We start from the raw sequence: 18,098 nt of genomic DNA on the forward strand, positions 1-18,098 counted from the left end.
CACCCATCATCACCGCCAATGACGCCGACATCCTCATCCATAGCGACGGGCAACACTTGATTCGATGATGGAGAGCCGCTGGGGACGCATCATCAATATCGGGTCTGACGCTGGGCGTGTGGGATCCTCCGGCGAGGTGGTCTACTCCGGCACGAAGGGTGCCGTCATCGCCTTCAGCAAGGCGTTAGCGCGCGAAATGGCCACCAAAGGCATCACTGTGAATACGTGTGTCCGGGCCCCACTGACACTGCGTTGCTCAAGAAGGTCGCGGATGCGAGTCAAGGGCTGTATGACGCCCTGGCGCGCGCGGTCCCGATGAAGCGCATTGGGACACCCGAGGACATCGCGCCGGCCGTCGTCTTCTTCGCCGGCGACGGCGCGACCTACATCACTGGGCAGACGTTATCGGTTAGCGGTGGCCTGACCATGATATGAGCCCTGGCGCCAGGGCTCCCTGCTTGGCCGTGCCCGATAGTCGGCGGCTCGCGAGGGTGCGGATGTCGTGGGTGGTGTTCGCGGGTCAGCGCCCGACCAGTTCCTCCGCCATCTTATTGGTCGCGCGCTCAAGCCCGGAAAGGTTGCGGACGACTTCCACCCGATCGCATAGCGGGGCATAAAGCGGCAGGTCACATCGCCCCAGGGGCCATGAGTATCGCGGTTCCGGTGTCAACCAGATCACTTCCCGCGCACGCCGCGCAATGTCTTCGAAGGCCGCCACGTTGGGGTCGTTTCCGTTTCCGCGACCGTCGCCCAGGATGAGCACCGTAGTGCGCCGCGTGACAGCCGATGTGTGATCAGAGAGAAAGGCTGCAAAAGCGGCGCCGTAATCGGAGTTCGCATCGACGTCGAGCACGTCGCCGCCGAAGATCAGGCCGAGCGCGTGCTCAGTCGGATGCTCGGCGAACAGTTCGGTGATCTCGGCGACCTCGGCGACGAAAACGAAAGAACGTACCTGAGCGAATAGGTCCTGCAGTCCGTGTACCAGATGAAGCGTGAACCGCGCGGTGGACCGGACGGACAAGCTGACGTCAGCCAATACCAGTAGCCGCGGTTTGTCCTCCATGCGGCGAAGAGTGACAGGGTTGAATGGGATGCCGTCGTGACGGAGATTGCGGCGCATCGTGCGTCCGGAATCGATGCGGCCACCGGTGGCGAGCCTGCTGCGATGCGTCAGAGCGCCGCGCAGCGACCTCGCCAAGCGGCGTAACGAAGCCTCCAGCTCGGCGCGCTCGCGCTCGACCACCTGGTCGATCGCACCAAGGCGCCGTTCGCCGGACTCGATCACCCGCTGCTCAAGAGCCAACAGCGCCTCAAGGTGCCGCTTCAGGGCGGTGGGGAGATCTGCGAGGAGGCCAGCCAACTGCCCAGCAAACGATTTCGGGTCGCCACCGAAGTCGAGAGCCTCGTCCTCCAACGTGTTCAACCAAGCCAGCAACGCCTCCTCTTGAGCCACGCTGAGATCCGCATCGACGTGGGTTCCCGTGGACCGAGAGAGCTGGCCGGGGACGCCCGCGCCACGCAGGCGGTCAGCTTCGAGCAGCACGCGCCGCGCCTCACCGAGCATTCCCTGGTTTTCCTTTGAAAACGCAATCTCATCGGTCATCGCAGCTAGATCTATTTTGTTGGCTTCCTGATGCAGGTTGTACTGCTGCGCCAAGTCGGCCGGATCGAAGTAGTCCCTGATGTCGGAGGGCGCGCCGTGTTCGTGGCCTTGTTCGGGAATCGGGCTCGGGTTTTCGGACATGGTGAACGATTCCACCTGGCCGGTATCGCTCAGATCGTCGTGGGTGTGACCGTGCGGCTCATCACCGCCTAACCCGACCCGAACCAGCGAGAAGAAAGCTGTGAACACCTCGTCAAAAATTTCCTGGTCACGACGGTCTTTTAGCAGGGAGACCGCCAACGCGCACCGTAGTGTCTCCTTATCGGCGAGCACTCCTGGCTGGCTCGCAGCATGCATCGCGTCCAGAGCCTCCGCTACTGAGACGCGCACCCCAGCAAGCCGCAACAGGCGAACGAACCGGTGGATTGCAGCGTCCATGCCGCGTCCTCACAGAGCGCGGCGTCGGGCGAACGAGCGGCTGCCCTGCTCTGAGCTCACGTGTGTACGCGCGCCTGACGGCTCCGCGCCGGTTTTCGGCGTGCCGTAATAGCCGTCGTCAAAGCGGTTCGGAGTGTCTTTGGCGGCCCGCACCGCCGAGCCCTCGACGTCGGCATCCTGCAATGTGTGGTCGTGGCGATGGTGATGGTCGTGATGGTGGTGGTCGTCGTGGGGGTGATCATGGTGATGTCCGTGGGTGGAGTCCGGGACGGTCGCGTTCGGGTCGACAAGGCGCGGAATCACCTCGAGCGCCTTGCGCACGTCTTTGTCGTACTTGACCACCACCGACACGGTCTCCGCGAGGACGGGTGCGGTGAGCTCTTGGACTCCGAGAACAGCAAGGGTCCGCGCCCAGTCAATGGTTTCGGAGATGCTCGGAGCTTTACGGAGCTCGAGTTCACGCAGTTCGCGGATGATCTCGACGAGCTGCGCGGCCAAAACGTCGGATAATCCGGTGTTCTTCGAGCGGACGATCTCGAGCTCTCGCTCGGCACTCGGGTAGTCGAGAAACAGGTGCAAACATCGCCGCTTGAGCGCGGCTGCAAGGTCGCGGGTGTTGTTGGAGGTCAACACGACATACGGGGGGGTGGCCGCTGTGAAAGTACCGATCTCGGGCACTGAGACCTGAAATTCGCCCAGGATCTCCAGCAAGACGGCCTCGAGTGCTTCGTCGGCGCGGTCGACCTCGTCGATGAGCAGCACGACTGGATCCTCTGCGCGGATCGCCTCCAGGAGGGGCCGTGGGGCGAGGAAGCGCTCGGAGAAGAATATGCTTTCTCGGGCGCCGATGCGGTCGATCGCCTCGTGCAAATCCGCTGCGTCGGCGACGATTTGACCGATCTTTTCGCGCAGCATCTGGGTGTAGAGCAACTGCTTGCCGTAGTCCCATTCGTAGAGCGCCTTTGTCTCGTCTTGGCCCTCGTAACACTGCAGCCGCAGCAGTCGGCGGCCGGTAGCCAACGCCAGCGACTTGGCCAGTTCGGTTTTCCCAACTCCTGCGGGCCCTTCGAGCAGCATCGGCTTGTTCATCTGGGTGACCAGGTAGACGGTCGTGGCGAGTCGCCGGTCGGCGATGTAGCCGAGCTCGGTCAGGCGGGCGACGACGTCGTCGACGCTGTTGAACGGTGCAGTAGCCGAGATGGTCACGGGTGAGTCCTTTGCACGAGAGATTGGGCCGGGCAGCGGGTAGGGAGTGCCGCTGCCCGGCCCAATCCCCTCAACTGAGGAGGTCGTCGAGATCGCCATTGAGGCAGTGGTCAACTACCGGGCGCACGGTCTCGAACGTGCACTCCTTGGGGTTGCCGGGGGTGCAGGCGTCTCCGAGGACGTGGTTGGTGATGTTGTCGACGTCTTCCTTGTCGCCCTTAATCGTAGGCCGCGACTCGTAGAATTTCGTCGGCCCAACTCCGAGCCTGTTCTTGCTGTAGCTGTTCTGGGTGACATCGGTGAACTTTTCCGGGATGCCGACGTCCCTCAGCAGTCTGATGCCCGCGGCAAGGGCTTGATCGGCTGCTTGAACATCCGTCAAGCCGGTGGTATCGACCCCCATAGCCTCGGCGATCTCTGCAAAGCGCTTGTACATCACCGGCATGTTGAAGGCCCACACCCGCGGTAGCGCGATGGCGTTGTTCAAGCCGTGGTGGGTGTCGTAAAACGCGCTCACGGCGTGCGAAATTGAGTGAATGATACCCAGACCGCCCGAATTGAAGGCTTGAGCGGCGATGTACTGCGCATACATCATGCCCTCGCGGCCGGCCAGATCCTGCGGGTTCCACGTCGCCTGCCGGAGGTTCTCCGCCGTCAGTTTGATCGCGTAGAGCGCGTTACCCAACGACGGGGCGAAGTTCAGCCGCGAGACGTAGGGCTCCGACGCGTGCGCTAACACGTCGAACCCGCACTGAGCGGTGTAGTCGACGGGGCAGTCGAAGTACAGGACCGGGTCGTCGACCGCCAGCGTGGCCACCGAGGCGTCGTCGAAGGCCACATATTTGTGCGGTTTGCTCGGATCGGTGGTGGTGTCGGTGATGACGTAGGCCCACGAGGTCTCCGAACCGGTGCCCGCTGTGGTGGACACCGCGATGTGGGGCGGGTTCTTCGGATTTTCCGATTTATTGAAACCTTCGAACTCGTTTACGTTGCGCCCGTCGTGGGCCACGGAGATGCGGGCGCCCTTGCAGGCGTCATGCGAGGATCCACCGCCGATGGAGACGAAGCTGTCGCACCCATTCGTTTGGTACAGCTCGACGGAATCCATGACGTTGTAGTCCTTGGGATTGGACTCCACTTTGTCGTAGAGCACGACTTCAAGCCCGTGGTACTTCAAGGACTCGACGATCTTGTGCACGATGTCCGACCCACGCAGGCCGCTGGTCATGACTAACGTCTTCTTGAAGCCGAGCTTGAGGGCCTCGGGACCGATCAGTTCGTGAGCACCCGGACCGAGGAGTGCCCGGGGGAATGGGTGGAATTCCTTGATCGGGAAAGGTTTGAGGAGTTCTTCGACCTGCATGGGGTATCGGGTCCTATCTGCGTGTTCTCGCACGCGCTCACATCTGACGTTCCGCCGCTTCTCAGCACCTCGTCGGTGCGAGAATTCGGATACGGCGAGCGCCAAAGTAGTGAATCGAGCCCAGTCGGTAAAGCAAATTCACCGGACCCTGGTCAATAGGGCGCCAAGACCGTGCGACTGGCTAGTGCCCGAGCCGCCCAATCGGGCAGGTCCGGCGATGGGTGACCCACATTAAAATTCGCCGGGACCCAAACATTCACTCGTGACTTAGGGGGCGGGCGCCGATCAGTATCGCCAGGGAATCGCACCCTACCGAAGGAACGCCGGTCGCGCGGTGTCCCGACTTGAGCGCGGTGCTCTTGGCAATTTCTCTGAGCCGGCGGCTCAAATCCGGTGGGACCAACTCGCTTGCGCCAATCGTATTCCGAGAACGGCGAGGTGAGTGGGGTCTGACACTCGGCCTAGAGTGCAGCACCCGCCGCTCGCTGACACGAACCGTCTTCATGTTCCTGGGTTAACGTCTGCGACTCGCGTCACATTGTTTGCTGCGTGGGCCCATGACCCAACCGCTCAGAGGTAGATTGCAAGTGTCTGGATATGATGCGGATCACAAAGGAGGCGGCGAAGTGCCTGTTGAAGCCGCAACTCCGCCTTCGATGCGTCCAGATATCGCCATGTCTTGGCGCCGGTCAACGCTAAGTGGTGTCGAACCTAGCATGACACCGCGGATCGACGTGACCCTCGACTTCAACAACGATTCGCGGCTGCTGCGTTCGGCGGCGCCGGTACTCGAAGAACTCGGACGGGAGATCGCCGACGCCGGACTGTGTCTGTTGTTGGCCGACCGCGATGGTCGCATCGTGCGAAGTGTCATCGACAACCCGGTGCTTGAGAGACGTATCGCAGACCTCGGAATCGTCACAGGCGCCCGCTTCAGTGAGGATACGGTCGGCACGACGTCGCTGGGCACGCCGTTGGAGCTTCGCCGCGGCGTCGTGGTCAACGGGCCCGAACACTACCTTGAACGGCTTCGCCGGCTCAGCTGCTACGGATCTCCGATCATTCACCCAGCGACTGGCCGGGTAGAAGGCATCCTGGACATGACGGTCGAGGACGAACAGGCAGACCCGCTGTTCATCCCGTTCGTCGACCGCGCCGTGCGCGAGATTGAGCGCCGGCTTCTCGACGGATCGAGGGTGTCTCAGCAGCGGCTGGTCGCCGCGTTCCAGGACGCCACGCCGCCGCCCCACTCAGCACTGGCCGCCATCGGGGTGGACCTCCTGCTCCATAACAACGTGGCGGCAAACCTGCTGAGTTCGAGCGATTACGTGTTGTTGCGCGAGGTCGCTTGTGAGCTCCGCCCTGGTGAGCGGCGAAGGATCAACGTCGAGTTGGCTTGCGGTGAGCCGGCGCTGGTGGAGGCTGAGTCGATTCCCGGCAGTGAAGGCGGCGCGATTTTTGTCGTTGTGCCGCTGCTTCCGAACGCTAGCGCCGTGCCGCGTGGGCCGCACGTGAGCGCCGCGCCGCCACGGCTCAGCGTCGAGATCAGCGAGGCCGCCAGCATGGGCGCGCCGGTCGCTGTATGCGGAGAAGCCGGATCGGGCCGCACGACGATCGCACGCGAAGTTGCAGGCGCGGCCGCCGTCTGGCTGGATGCCTGCGAGATACCCGAGCTCGGGGTGGCTCGTTGGGTCAAGCGATTGACCGAGGCGGCGGGCACGGAGTCGGCAATCGTTGTCGAGCACGCTGATTCACTGCCCGAGTCGACGATCCCCGCGTTGGCTCGGCTCGTTGACGGTCGCTCCGGACGGGGTTTCGTTTTGACCAGCGGTCCCCTCGAGGACCTGCCTCCAGCCGTTGTGGCGTTGGTCGCTCGGTGCCCGGGGCGCATTGATATTCCCCCCCTTCGTCGACGCCGCCTCGAGTTCGGCGCGATCACTCGTCGGATGCTGTCGAAGCTGGACGGCAGCTGGGAACTCACGCCTAATGCGTTGGCTGCATTGGCTGCCAGCGAGTGGCCGGGCAACCTGAGCGAGCTGGCCAGCGCGTTGCGTGCAGCCTCGCAGTCGGCGACCGGCGGCAGAATCGATCGCCCGGATCTTCCGGCCAGGTATCAACACGTTGGACGCGTCACCCACCTCGGCGGGCGCGAACGCGCCGAGCGACAGGCCATCGTCGATGCCCTGTCCAACGCTTCGGGCAACAAGGTGCACGCGGCGCGGGAACTGGGGATCAGTCGCAGCACGCTGTACTCGCGGATGAAGGCCCTGGGCATCCCGTCGTGACGGGGCCCGTGCGATCTGCACCAGCCTCTAGATGAGGGCAACAGTCGGCTGAGGTGTCCAATAGTCGAACAGTTAAGAACACACCGCGTAGGTGATGATGACTTCGGTCACATAGGTATGTCCGATGTGATGACCGCCAACAGAGTACGTGGCATTCGGGAGGAACGAAGTGACACTCGTTGCGCAGCCCTCGCTGCTTCCCGGCGTTCGGGCGTTCCTCGCGGCGTCGAAGAGCTTGTTGATTGGCGGGCAGTGGGTCCAAGCAGCATCCGGGGAGTCGTTCGCGACGATCGATCCGTCGACCGGCAACACGCTGACCGAGGTCGCCCACGGTCGCGTTGCCGACATCGACGATGCGGTGCGAGCGGCCAGAAGGGCTTTCGACTCTGGTCCTTGGCCGGCGATGAAGCCCAACGAACGTGAACGCATGCTGTGGCGCGTCGGCGACATCCTCTCCGAGCGTGCCGACGAATTCGGCCAGTTGGAGTCGCTGGACAACGGGAAGTCCGTGGCCATCGCGACCGCGGTCGACGTTGCGTGGTCCGCGGACGTTTTCCGGTACTACGCCGGCTGGGCCACCAAGATTGAAGGATCGACGATCAGCGTGTCGATGCCCTTCGCGCCCGGTGGACGCTTCCACGCCTACACCTTGCGCGAACCGGTCGGGGTCTGTGGCCTGATCGTGCCGTGGAACTTCCCGCTGCTTATGGCGGCGTGGAAGTTGGCACCCGCGTTAGCCGCAGGCAACACCGTGATTCTCAAGCCGGCCGAACAGACGCCGTTGACAGCACTACTACTTGGCGAGGTCTTCCAAGAGGCCGGCTTCCCGCCGGGAGTCGTGAACATCGTGACTGGCTTTGGCGACGCCGGCGCTGCGCTCTCCGCGCACGACGATGTGGACAAGATCGCATTCACCGGGTCGACAGAAGTGGGCAAGAAGATCGTTGATGCCGCCAAAGGGAACCTGAAGAAAGTGTCCCTCGAACTCGGGGGCAAAAGCGCCAACGTGGTCTTCGCTGACGCCGATTTCGACTGCGCCGTTACTGGCTCGCTCAACGCCTGGCTGTTCAACCACGGCCAGTGCTGTGTGGCGGGAAGTCGACTATTGGTGGAGGACAGGATCTTTGACGACTTCACCCACGCCGTCGCCGATGCGGCCAGCAAGGTGAAGATCGGGCCTGGGCTGGATCCGACCACGGAACTCGGCCCGCTGGTCTCACAAGAGCAGTTCGACAAGGTTACCGGCTACCTGGGCGCCGGCCTGGCGGACGGGGCGCGTGCCTTGACCGGCGGACACCGTTGGGGCACAACCGGTTTCTTCGTCGAACCCACGGTCTTCGTCGATGTGCGGCCAGGGATCAGCATCGTCGAGGAGGAGATATTCGGCCCGGTAGTGGCCGCGATGCCCTTCAAAGCGAGCGAAGATGTCTCGCGCGCCGCCAACGACACGATTTACGGATTGGCCGCTGGTATCTGGACCAAAGATATCTCCAAGGCCCACAGCATGGCTCGCCAACTCAAGGCTGGCTCGGTGTGGATCAACCAATACAACGGGTTCGACACTGCGATGCCGTTCGGCGGCTACAAACAATCGGGGTGGGGTCGCGAGCTCGGAGCGTCCGCAATCGACCTCTACACCCAAACGAAATCGGTCAACATCGCACTGTGAGTAACTCGACCACCCCAGAAGGAGAGTCACCTGTATCAATCCCCCCGATGCCGATCACACGTCCAAGAAAGGATTCCCAAGAAATGACAACTACTCGAACCGAGCGAGCTTCCGGGCACCGCGGAGCGACCGCCCATAAGTCAGACGGACCCGTGTCGCGCGGCGGCTCATGGGTCGCGCTCGTCATCGCCCTATCGGCGGTGGCCGCCCTCAGCCTCGGCTGGCGGCTATATCAGCAGGTGTGGGCGTTCACCACTGGCCTGGACTCGCACACGCCCGACTTCAACAAGTATTGGTTGTCGCTTGCAGCGGCCAACATGCTCTTGCTGCCCGCCGGTGCTGCTGCCATCTACGCATGGTTGTGGGTTTCGGCAAAGCGGCTGCCCAAGGAAGTTAGTCGTGAGGACGAAAGCGGGCGCCTGTGGCGGCTGTGGGTCCTGGTGGCGATGTTCTGCGCGACGGTCTTCGCTGGTGGTAGCTTCTTCGCCGAAGAGGATGCCAGCTGGCATCAGATCCTGACTCGCGACACCGCCTTCACACCCAGCCACGACGTGCTGTTCTATGGCGTGTTCCCGCTGATGATCTACATGGCGGCCGGGATTTACCTCTACGCCCGCACGCGTCTGCCGCACATCTACGGTGGTAAAGCCTTGCCGGTGTCGTTCACGCTCATCGTGGCCGGCAGTGCACTGCTGTTCTTCCAAGTCGCGATGAACGAGTTCGGACACAGCTTCTTTCAGGCCGAAGAGGTCTTCTCCGCGCCGCTGCACTGGCCGTTCGTCATCTTCGGTTATCTGCTGGCCGCCACGTTCGCAATCTGGTTCGAGACGCTTCCGCGGATCTTCGAACTGGCCCGACAGGAGCGCGAACTCGCGACCGAGGCTGCGCCAGTTCCGGTCGGGGCGGCTGAAGCGCCGGCCGCTGTGACCACACTGCGGGAAGAGTCCGGGCTCCCGAAGTAACCCCGACGGCGCCACCACGCGCCTGGTTCCGCAGCGGGGATTGCGATCTCTGCTCCTCGCTGCGGAACCCACCACACCCCGGAAGCACCATCGCTATCCGGTTCAGCACCGCCAATTCAGCAGGTCCACTCACCGTCGAAGGATCCTTTTCACCATGACCGCAGTACAACCGTCCACCGGGAGAAATCCCGTGCTGGAGCCACCATCGAAGCCGTTGCTGAGTCGGCGTTGGGACGTACTCCTCCTGATCGGCGCCCTGTTACTCATCGCCGGCGCGTTCCACCTCAACCAGATGCTGTTCACCGGCGACTGGTCTTTCTGGGCCGACTGGAAAGACCGTGAATTCTGGCCACTACTGACCCCAGCGCTGGGCATCATTGTCCCCGCAGCCGTCCAATACATCGCCTGGGATCGGTTACGCCTTCCGGCTGGCGCCACGCTCTGCGCGGTCGCACTACTGCCCGCGCAGTGGTTGTCCCGGTACGCCAATTTCGATCTGTGGGCTCACCTGCCGATCAACTTCACGTGGCCCGAAACGTTCATCCTGGCCGCAATTGTCCTGGACGTCATTCTTCTCGTCACTCGCAGCTACTGGATCACCGCGGTCGTCGGCAGCTTCGCGTGGGGCGTACTGTTTTGGTTCTTCAACTTCCCCGCGCTCTCGCCATACCTGGCGCCGGTTGACTTCCACGGCACCCTGCTGACAGTGGCGGACACCATGTCCTTCCACATCTCGCGCACCCAGACTCCCGAGTACCTCCGGATCATCGAAGAGGGCCACCTCAAAGCCCTCGTCAGCAACATCACGATCGTTGTGTCGGTCTTCGCCGGGATGCTCTCGGTCGTCGGCTATGTCGTTGGCTTCCTGATCGGCAAATATCTCGCCGTCTGGCCCGTTGGCAAGTTTTTCAAGCTGCAGACCGACTGAAATCGATGGTTAATACGATGATCAAATCACTCACCGCCTATCTGAGCGGGTCCCGCGGGCGCGCCCCCAAGCGCGGCTCGCGCCGCGGTAAACTTGCCCCGCTAGCGGCGGTGCTGGGCCTGCTGTTCATGCTCGCCCCGCCGCCCTTGGCGTCCGCCCACGGTGAACAGAGCCAGCAACCGTTCGAACGCACGTCGACTGTGGCGTTCTACGACACCCAGTTCTCCACGGACCGTCTCGATATCGGCCAGGAGCTGACGATCACCGGCACGCTCCGCGTGATGGACTCCTGGCCGGACCACACCATCGCGCCCCCTGACCTCGGCTATTTGACGGTCAACATGCCGGGACCGGTCTTCACCGTCCAGGAACGCGAGATGTCGGGCATGTTCACCCCCCAATCGGTCAAGGTCGTTAAGGGTGGGGTCTACCCCTACAAGCTCGTGCTCAAGGCGCGTGTGCCCGGGACGTGGCATGTGCATCCGGCGATGGCAATGGAGGGCACCGGCACGCTGGTCGGTGAAGGCAGGTACATCACGATCAATGACGCTGGCACCTTCACCGAGCCACAGACCCTCTCTGACGGCAGCACCGTCGACCTGGCTAGCTACGGAATCGGCAGGGTAGTCACCTGGCACGTCCTTGGGTTGTTGGTCGCAGTGGTCTACGCCGCGTACTGGCTTCGTAAATCGTTGCTTCAACGCGCCGCGGTCGTCAACGCTGGCGGTGGCGCCACTTTGGTGACCCCCAGGGAGCGCAACGTGAGCATCGCGATCGCGGTGGTCGCCCTGGTGCTCGGCTTCGGTGGATACGCCTACGCCCAACTGTTTGACGGCCCGCACATCCCGCCACAGGTAGCCCGGCTCATGCCGGTGCCGCAGGCACCCAGCGGTTTGGCGACACAGTTGAAGACCCAGGTCCAGAGCGCTGTCTTCAAAGAACAGGCCGGAACGCTGGTGCTGAAAATCAGCGTGACGAACAACTCGAATTCGCCGGTCGAACTCGACCGCCTGCAATTCGCGGATTACGTCGTGAAAGTCAAGGAGGGAGCTAACCCCGACACGGACGGTGTGGCCACGGTGTCGCCGTCAGGGCCCATCTCGGCTCACGGCTCGGGCGATCTGACCGTAGAACTCGACGCGCGGTCACTGCTGTCGCGCAATCTCCTGCCGATAAACGATGCCCAGATCCGCGTCACCGGACTGATGTTCTTCCGCGACACGTCAGGTCAGATCTCCACCGCGGAGATCAACGAGCTGACGTCGGGGATCCTGCCCCAGTACGGCTCGCAGTAGCCATGTGGTCCGGCCCGAGCGAAATGATCAGCGGCAAGCCCGGGCCGGACCACTGCTCGTTGTCCAAAAGCACCCTGCCTCAGAAGGGGCGAAGAAGATGACCACGACCGTGCTCGCCCACGGAGGGCAACTCACCGGCGACGAGATCGCGTTCATCAGTGGAGGAATTCTGTTCGCGCTTCTGTTCCCCATCCTGGTTCTGGTCGTGGTGGCTCGCAGAACGCGTTCCCACGATGACGAGAACGAACCCCCGCCGCAGACGGAGGCATCGGAAGCACCAGGGTGGCATCAACCTACGGAGAGATCATCATGAACAACCCACCGAATCTGGTCGCGATGAGCGAGTACGGCGGTCAAATGAGCCAGTTGAGCGGGTGGGCGATGCTGGCCAGTCTGGTCGCCATGTTGCTCGCGCTGAGCATTCCGGTCGCCGCCATCGCCTACTTCGTTTCGCGTGCTCCCAAGCCGCAGCTCGACGAATTTGGGCTGGGGTCGGTCAGCCTGCACGACGAGATGAACGAGTTCATCGCCGCTGTCGAGCGAGGCGAGGTCACACTCGCCTCACTGGCCGACGTTTCGGAAAAGCACTCAACAACCAGCTCGCCGCCCACGCGCGGTGGCTCGGTCTCTCAGTGACGGAGACGCAGTGAAAACTCCCCTGACAGCGAACACCTTCCTTGACCGCGCCGAGGCCGTCTATGGTGATCGCGCCGGCATCGTCGACGAACCGTCCGCCCGGCACAGTCTCGGCCGAATCACCTTCCGTGAGTTGGCTGCGCGGGTGAGAGCGGTGCAGGCCGGGCTGGACCGCCTCGACGTCACCGAGGGCGCCCGGGTGGCTGTAGTCAGTCACAACTCGGCCCGGCTTCTCGAACTGCTCCTCGCCGTGCCGTCAGCCGGCCGCATTCTGGTACCTATCAATTTCCGGCTGCAGCCCAGCGAGGTCTCCTACATCGTCGACGATAGCCACGCCGACGTGCTCCTGATCGACCCAGAGCTCGATGACCAGCTCGCCGACGTGTCGGCCCGACATCGGTTCGTGCTCGGAGCAGAGTCCGACGAAGGGTTGCTCGACTTCGGCTCCGAACCGCAACCGTGGTCGCACCCCGACGAGGACGCCTTTGCCACCCTGAACTACACCAGTGGAACGACGGGCAAACCCAAGGGCGTGTGCCTGACACATCGCAATATCTGGCTCAACACCGTCACGTTCGGCATGCACATGCAGCTAGGGGACGGCGACGTCTTGATGCACGTCTTACCCATGTTCCACTGCAACGGTTGGGGCATGCCCTACATCTGCACGGGTTTGGGCGTCGAGCAGGTGGTGCTGCGAAAAGTTGACGGGCTAGAGATACTCCGGCGCGTCGATGCCCACGGCGTCACCATCATGTGCGGGGCGCCGACGGTATGGAACATGGTGCTTGAGGCCGCCCAGAACTGGCCAGGCGAGATCCCAGGCCGCGATCGTGTTCGCATCGTCTGTGCTGGCGCGCCGCCGCCGACGCTGACCATCGCGCGCATCGAACGTGAGCTGGGGTGGCAGTTCAACCAAATCTACGGATTGACTGAAACGGCACCCCTGCTGACCGTTAACCGGCCGCGCCGCGAATACGAGAACCTATCGATCGACGAACGTGCCCAAAAACTGGGTAGGGCGGGCGTTCCTTCACTCGGCACCGCACTGCGCACCGATGAGGACGGTGAGGTTTTGGCCGCATCGAATCATGTGATGACCGAGTACTGGAACAAGAAGACCGAGACTGACGACGCGATCCAATCGGGATGGTTCCACACCGGCGACGGCGGCCGCATCGGTGCCGACGGATATCTGACGATCACCGACCGAAAGAAGGATGTGATCATCTCGGGCGGCGAGAATGTCAGCTCAATCGAGGTCGAGGACGTCCTAGTCAGCCATCCCGCCATCGCCGACGTCGCGGTAATCGCAACGCCCGACGACAGGTGGGGCGAATTGGTGACGGCGATCGTGGTGTTGCGCGATGGCCACACACTCACCGAAACCGACGTAATCGGGTTCGCCAAAAGCGCAATGGCGCACTACAAGGCGCCCAAGAAAGTCATCTTTCGCGACGACATCCCTTACACCGCTACTGGCAAGAAACAAAAGTTCAGACTGCGAGCACCGTTTTGGACCGAGGACCGCCAAGTCAATTGACGCCGATCCCGTACACCGTCCAATAACGTCGCCGCAGCCGTCGGAAACGAGCGCTCAATGCTGAAACACACGCCGCACCAGCGTCGGTGCGAACTGGAAGCGGTCTGGGAAGGTGTCGTTACCGATGGCGGGCAAAGCTGCGCAAGCGAATTCGCGCAACTAGCCCTCCGCCCGGAGATTGCCCAGTCGTGGGCACGATCGCTCAAATCGGTGGACCCAGCATGCGGCCACGCTCCAAGCGACGAACAATCCACGCCCGCCCGGTGGACCGAATCACCTCTGCGGCAACCCATTGACGAGTTGGCCGCGGATTTGCAGCAGATCGCCGATGCCGGTTTCGTCGTCGGCGTATCCGACGAATTCGGAAGTCTGCTGTGGACCTGCGGTGGCCGGGTCATGCGCCGGCGTGCGGAGCGCGCGAACTTCGCACCCGGGGGGTGCTGGAGCGAATCGGCCATTGGCACCAACGCCGTCGCTTTGGCGCTGGACACCCGCCGACCCAGCACCGTGTTCTCAGCCGAGCATCTCGTCGAAACCTTGCACGACTGGGTTTGCTACAGCGCGCCGGTCCACAACCCACAGGGAAAAACGCTTGGGGTGCTGGATTTGTCGACGACGTGCGATCGCGCCAACCCCCTAGCGATGGCGACCGTGCGGACGCTGGCCTCACTTGTCGAAACACGGCTGCGTGAACTGCAAGCCGCCGGTGTCGTCGAGACCTCGACTGCGACCGTGACGCTGCGCAGCCTGGGCCGCACTGAGGTCTGCGTTGACGGTGCCTGTACCCAAGTCAGTCCGCGGCAGGTGGAAATCCTCACGTTGCTCGCACTTCGGCCCGATGGCTACACTCCAGCCGAACTCAGCCTCGAGCTCTACGGTGACCGCCCTGTTTCGATGTCCACCCTCAAAGGCGAAGTGTCACGCTTGCGCCGTGTGATCGGCGGGGGCATCGCGGCACATCGCTACATGCTCACCACGCCGGTACGCTGCGATGCTCGCGATGTCCTGGAAAGCCTGACTCATGGCGATGTCGCAGCAGCCGCGGGCGGCTACCGTGGTCCGTTGCTTCCAACGTCAGAGGCGCCCGGCATCGTCGACTGGCGGGCCCGCTTGGAGGTGGCTATCCGGGAAGCGGCTTTGCGAAGCGATGACCCGGGGCCGGCCATCGCCCTGGGCGAGCGAATCGACAACGACCCTGAACTCTACGAGCATGCGTTGGCGCTCTTGTCGCCCAACGACGCTCGGATGCCGCTGGTTGCTGGGCGCCTTCACGTTCTGCGCCAGGACTGGGATTGAAGAGAGCACCCACTGCACCAAGCCGTGGCGGCGTGACAAATCAGTCTCCACAACGCCGACAACCCAACACCAACCCAGAAACCGTAGGGTCGGAGATTGTTAAGGAGGTCGCCACGACAATGACGACGAGTCGCGCCAACGAAGTCGCCAACACCTCGCAAGCTGACGCGCGCCCGCGGCCGAATATCGTTGTGGACTACAGGAACTCCGGCTTTGGCTGCCGGTGATTCCTACGGTGGTGACCCGGTGACACGCTTGGCGTTAGCAGCCGGGCAAGGTGATCACGAGGCTCTCGAGCAGTTCGTGAAGCGCACACAGCACGATGTGTGGCGTTTCGTCGCGCATCTGGCAGATGTCGGCAGCGCAGATGACCTCACTCAGGAGACTTTTCTCCGAGCGATAGGTTCTCTGCCGCGCTTCAGCGGCCGGTCGTCGGCGCGAACGTGGCTTCTGTCGATCGCACGCCGCGTCGTCGTCGACCGGATCCGGCACCAGTGCAGCCGACCGCGCATCACTGGCGGCGCTGACGTGTCAAACATTGTGGAGCTGAACAGGTTTCAACAGGGGCGGTACGCTTATGCTCGATTCGAGGACATCGTCGAGCTGAACATCCTGCTCGACGACATGGACGTCGAGCGGCGGCAAGCATTGCTGCTTACCCAGGTCCTCGGTCTGAGCTACGCAGAGGCCGCGGTATTGTGCGGATGCCCAATTGGCACCATCCGGTCTCGGGTTGCTCGAGCACGCGAACAACTGCTGGCCGCAGAAGCCGTAGATGCTGCGGAAAGCAGGGGCTCCGAACAGCTCTGAACCGGCAGCGGGGGCCGAAGTAGTTCCGGTAGGTGCAACGAGGGCTACGGAAACGACCTCACGGTGAGACCGATTTCGGTCAACACGGAACTCGCAAGGCTCCCCGAACGACTGATGTTGTACCGACCGCATTCACTCGGCGTGTGCGGATCACTGTAGAGGACCGAGTACGGAGGATAACTATGCCAAACCCTTTGAGACACCTTGTCGGAACCCTGACAGTTGGCGGTGTCGGGTTCATGCTGATTGCCTGCTCGTCGCCTAGCACCGCACCGCCATCAACCACGGCGGATCCCGCCTCGACGGCATCGCCTAGCGCTCAAGCGGCAACGACTGCGCCAGGCCCAGTATCGTCGCCCCAGGCCTCAACACAGCCGAGCGCTACCGGATTGGACATACCGATCCAGATTCGTGACGGCAAAATCTCACCGCTGAATGCGCAGCTCGACGCGGCAGTCGGCCAACCCATTACGCTGCGCGTCGACAGCGACATAGACGAGGAACTCCACGTTCACTCGGTCCCTGAGCATGAGTACGAGGTGTTGCCCAAGCCGGGCCAGGTTTTCACTTTCACCATCGACGTGCCCGGACAGGTCGCAATCGAACTGCACCACGCCGACAAGACTGTGGCAACCCTTATCGTCCGGTGACCGGTCCGTCGGTTCAGATACTCGCTCACGGGTTGGGCGGCAGCACAGATCTGCCCATACCGCTGGCTTACGCCTTGGTTGCCGCAGCCTGGGCCCTGAGTATCTCGTTCGGCGTCCTCGCGTTTGCATGGCGCGCCCCGCGGCTGCGCGCTGACACCCCCGGGGTGCCGCTGCCCGGATGGGTCAACGCCGCGGCCACCGCGCCGGCGGTGCGGTGGATGCTACGCGCACTGGGTCTCAGTTTGACCGTCTGGGCGTTGTTGGCCGGCTATTTTGGGCCACCGCAGACCTCACACAACGCGCTGCCGACCAGCTTCTACACCTTACTGTGGGTGGGCTTGGTCGCATCGTCGATCGTGTTGGGTCCTGTATGGAAGCTCATCTCTCCCGCGCGGGCGGCGTACCGTTTGTTCTGTCTGGCAATGGATCGGCCGCCGGCCCAAGGGTGGGTGGCCTACCCCGAGAGACTCGGCTACTGGCCAGCGGCGGCGGGCTTGTTGGCCTTCGTGTGGCTGGAACTGACCTCCCCGAACCCTGGCTCGGTTACCGCCGTGCTGAGTTGGTCGCTGACCTATCTGGTATTCGCTACGGTCGGCACGATCGTGTTCGGAACGCGTTGGTGCGAGAAGGCAGACCCGTTCGAGGTGTATAGCTCACTGGTAGGCAAGCTCGCCCCGCTGGGTCCCGGACGCGAGCAAGGAACCTACGTGCTCCGGATGCCGCTTAACAACCTTCAGGCAACTGAGGTCGGGTCCGGTTCTGTTGCGTTGGCCGCTGTGTTGTTGGGATCCACGGCTTTTGACAGTTTCTCTGCACGACCGCAGTGGCGAAACTTCGTCGACAACGTGTCGGCCGGCCAGATTCTTGGCGAGTGGACGGCCACAGCCGTACGCACCCTGGGCTTATTAGCCATGATTCTGTTCGTCTCGACGACCTTCACACTTGCCTGCCGGGCTGTGCCTCAGCTTCCTCGGGCTGAACGGGCCAAGCTACCGCGGATCCTTGTTCACTCGTTAACGCCCATCATCGTGGGTTATGTCTTCGCGCATTACCTGACTTTCCTGGTGGAGAAGGGCCAATCAGCGGCAATGCTGCTGATGGATCCGTTCGACCGCGGGTGGAATCCGCTCGGGTTGGCCGACCATGATGTCGCCTACTTCCTGTCCACCCGCCCTACGCTGCTGGCGATACTCAAGGTGACATTCGTAATCGTCGGCCACATCCTCGGTGTTTTGGCAGCCCACGACCGTTCACTTCGGGTGCTCCCGAAACGCCACCAGCTCAGCGGCCAACTAGCCCTTCTGATGACGATGGTGATGTACACGTGCGGTGGGCTCTACCTACTCTTCGGCGGATAAGGGTCGTGTCCGGGATCCGGTGTAAATGGGGAGCACGGGCGTAGGTTCCGCTTCAC

Annotated in this window: 14 protein-coding genes and 1 pseudogene; 12 read left to right on the forward strand and 3 right to left on the reverse strand. The window is 62.8% G+C overall.

All coding sequences use genetic code 11. The annotated features are described in order from the left end of the window. The first annotated feature begins 67 nt into the window (after positions 1–67). Positions 68–435, forward strand: a pseudogene (locus CRM90_RS28025) (SDR family NAD(P)-dependent oxidoreductase). Between the two features lie 85 nt (positions 436–520). On the opposite strand, the gene CRM90_RS28030 reads toward CRM90_RS28025, so the two are convergent. The 3 genes from CRM90_RS28030 to mdo all read right to left on the reverse strand — a co-directional run bounded on the left by CRM90_RS28030 (position 521) and on the right by mdo (position 4,610). Then, positions 521–2,041, reverse strand: a complete 1,521-nt coding sequence (locus CRM90_RS28030; protein WP_102810147.1) for a VWA domain-containing protein — start codon at positions 2,039–2,041, stop codon at positions 521–523. A gap of 9 nt (positions 2,042–2,050) precedes the next feature. Further along, positions 2,051–3,247 (reverse strand): AAA family ATPase, encoded by a 1,197-nt coding sequence (locus CRM90_RS28035; RefSeq protein ID WP_233209555.1) that lies wholly within the window; start codon positions 3,245–3,247, stop codon positions 2,051–2,053. Between the two features lie 70 nt (positions 3,248–3,317). Next, positions 3,318–4,610: an NDMA-dependent methanol dehydrogenase gene (gene mdo, locus CRM90_RS28040; RefSeq protein ID WP_102810149.1), complete on the reverse strand. Its 1,293-nt coding sequence runs from the start codon at positions 4,608–4,610 to the stop codon at positions 3,318–3,320. Positions 4,611–5,167: 557 nt separating this feature from the next. On the opposite strand from mdo, the gene CRM90_RS28045 reads away from it, so the two are divergent. The 11 genes from CRM90_RS28045 (at position 5,168) to CRM90_RS28100 (ending at position 18,042) form a co-directional block, all read left to right on the forward strand. Continuing rightward, positions 5,168–6,895: a sigma-54-dependent Fis family transcriptional regulator gene (locus tag CRM90_RS28045; protein ID WP_233209556.1), complete on the forward strand. Its 1,728-nt coding sequence runs from the start codon at positions 5,168–5,170 to the stop codon at positions 6,893–6,895. A gap of 169 nt (positions 6,896–7,064) precedes the next feature. Further along, positions 7,065–8,564 (forward strand): aldehyde dehydrogenase family protein, encoded by a 1,500-nt coding sequence (locus tag CRM90_RS28050; protein ID WP_102810151.1) that lies wholly within the window; start codon positions 7,065–7,067, stop codon positions 8,562–8,564. 83 nt (positions 8,565–8,647) lie between these two features. Further along, complete coding sequence (locus tag CRM90_RS28055; protein ID WP_102810152.1) at positions 8,648–9,526, forward strand: methane monooxygenase/ammonia monooxygenase subunit C; 879 nt, start codon at positions 8,648–8,650, stop codon at positions 9,524–9,526. 154 nt (positions 9,527–9,680) lie between these two features. Continuing rightward, positions 9,681–10,454, forward strand: a complete 774-nt coding sequence (locus CRM90_RS28060) for a methane monooxygenase/ammonia monooxygenase subunit A (protein WP_102810153.1) — start codon at positions 9,681–9,683, stop codon at positions 10,452–10,454. Positions 10,455–10,471: 17 nt separating this feature from the next. Continuing rightward, positions 10,472–11,749: a methane monooxygenase/ammonia monooxygenase subunit B gene (locus tag CRM90_RS28065; protein WP_102810154.1), complete on the forward strand. Its 1,278-nt coding sequence runs from the start codon at positions 10,472–10,474 to the stop codon at positions 11,747–11,749. Positions 11,750–12,085: 336 nt separating this feature from the next. Further along, positions 12,086–12,385 carry a hypothetical protein gene (locus tag CRM90_RS28075; protein WP_233209557.1) on the forward strand — a complete coding sequence of 100 codons (300 nt, stop codon included), beginning with the start codon at positions 12,086–12,088 and terminating at the stop codon, positions 12,383–12,385. A 10-nt stretch (positions 12,386–12,395) separates the two neighbouring features. Further along, positions 12,396–13,928, forward strand: a complete 1,533-nt coding sequence (locus CRM90_RS28080) for an AMP-binding protein (RefSeq protein ID WP_102810157.1) — start codon at positions 12,396–12,398, stop codon at positions 13,926–13,928. 57 nt (positions 13,929–13,985) lie between these two features. Beyond that, on the forward strand, positions 13,986–15,224 hold the full coding sequence (locus CRM90_RS28085; RefSeq protein WP_102810158.1) for a GAF domain-containing protein: 1,239 nt from the start codon (positions 13,986–13,988) through the stop codon (positions 15,222–15,224). A gap of 213 nt (positions 15,225–15,437) precedes the next feature. Beyond that, positions 15,438–16,034 (forward strand): RNA polymerase sigma factor SigC, encoded by a 597-nt coding sequence (gene sigC, locus CRM90_RS28090; RefSeq protein WP_102810159.1) that lies wholly within the window; start codon positions 15,438–15,440, stop codon positions 16,032–16,034. Positions 16,035–16,423: 389 nt separating this feature from the next. Next, the gene (locus CRM90_RS28095) at positions 16,424–16,684 is read left to right on the forward strand and encodes a hypothetical protein (protein WP_102810160.1); all 261 of its coding nucleotides are present in this window, start codon (positions 16,424–16,426) and stop codon (positions 16,682–16,684) included. Next, positions 16,681–18,042, forward strand: coding sequence for a hypothetical protein (locus CRM90_RS28100; RefSeq protein WP_102810161.1), 1,362 nt, complete (start codon positions 16,681–16,683; stop codon positions 18,040–18,042). The genes CRM90_RS28095 and CRM90_RS28100 overlap by 4 nt, the downstream gene beginning before the upstream one ends. Positions 18,043–18,098 lie beyond the last annotated feature (56 nt).

The sequence above is a fragment of the Mycobacterium sp. ENV421 genome, assembly GCF_002887815.1.
Classification (GTDB): domain Bacteria; phylum Actinomycetota; class Actinomycetes; order Mycobacteriales; family Mycobacteriaceae; genus Mycobacterium.

What these genes read in the sequence shown, in the direction of transcription:
- CRM90_RS28075 (WP_233209557.1), top strand. Translation starts at nt 12,086, where the DNA reads ATGAGCGAGTACGGCGGTCAAATGAGCCAGTTGAGCGGGTGGGCGATG.
- mdo (WP_102810149.1), bottom strand. Translation starts at nt 4,610, where the DNA reads ATGCAGGTCGAAGAACTCCTCAAACCTTTCCCGATCAAGGAATTCCAC.
- CRM90_RS28065 (WP_102810154.1), top strand. Translation starts at nt 10,472, where the DNA reads ATGATCAAATCACTCACCGCCTATCTGAGCGGGTCCCGCGGGCGCGCC.
- CRM90_RS28030 (WP_102810147.1), bottom strand. Translation starts at nt 2,041, where the DNA reads ATGGACGCTGCAATCCACCGGTTCGTTCGCCTGTTGCGGCTTGCTGGG.
- CRM90_RS28055 (WP_102810152.1), top strand. Translation starts at nt 8,648, where the DNA reads ATGACAACTACTCGAACCGAGCGAGCTTCCGGGCACCGCGGAGCGACC.
- CRM90_RS28085 (WP_102810158.1), top strand. Translation starts at nt 13,986, where the DNA reads ATGCTGAAACACACGCCGCACCAGCGTCGGTGCGAACTGGAAGCGGTC.
- CRM90_RS28060 (WP_102810153.1), top strand. Translation starts at nt 9,681, where the DNA reads ATGACCGCAGTACAACCGTCCACCGGGAGAAATCCCGTGCTGGAGCCA.
- CRM90_RS28045 (WP_233209556.1), top strand. Translation starts at nt 5,168, where the DNA reads ATGACCCAACCGCTCAGAGGTAGATTGCAAGTGTCTGGATATGATGCG.